The organism is Kineococcus sp. AC630, from assembly GCF_979255925.1.
This window is the reverse complement of sequence record NZ_CEEDMJ010000179.1, coordinates 1-231: the sequence shown is the minus strand read 5'-3', so window position 1 is coordinate 231 and position 231 is coordinate 1. Positions and strand designations below refer to the sequence as shown.

At 67.5% G+C, this 231-nt stretch carries 1 pseudogene; it reads right to left on the bottom strand.

The features are described from left to right. Positions 1-231: pseudogene (locus AC0I8G_RS26335) on the bottom strand (glucose-6-phosphate dehydrogenase); the annotation flags it as partial.

The window sequence follows — 231 nt, the reverse complement described above, 5'->3', positions numbered from 1 at the left end:
TGGCGAACCGCAGGACGTGCAGCTGCTGGGTCGCCTCCTTGCCGAGTAAGTGGTCGATGCGGAAGACCTGCTGCTCGGCGAAGACCGACTGGACCAGCTGGTCGAGTTCCTCGAACGACTCCGGCGAGGTGCCGTACGGCTTCTCGGAGACGACGCGGGAACCTTCGGCCAGGCCGTGCGCGGCGATCGCCTCGGTGTAGTCCTGGAAGGTCGAGGGCGGCAGGGCCAGGT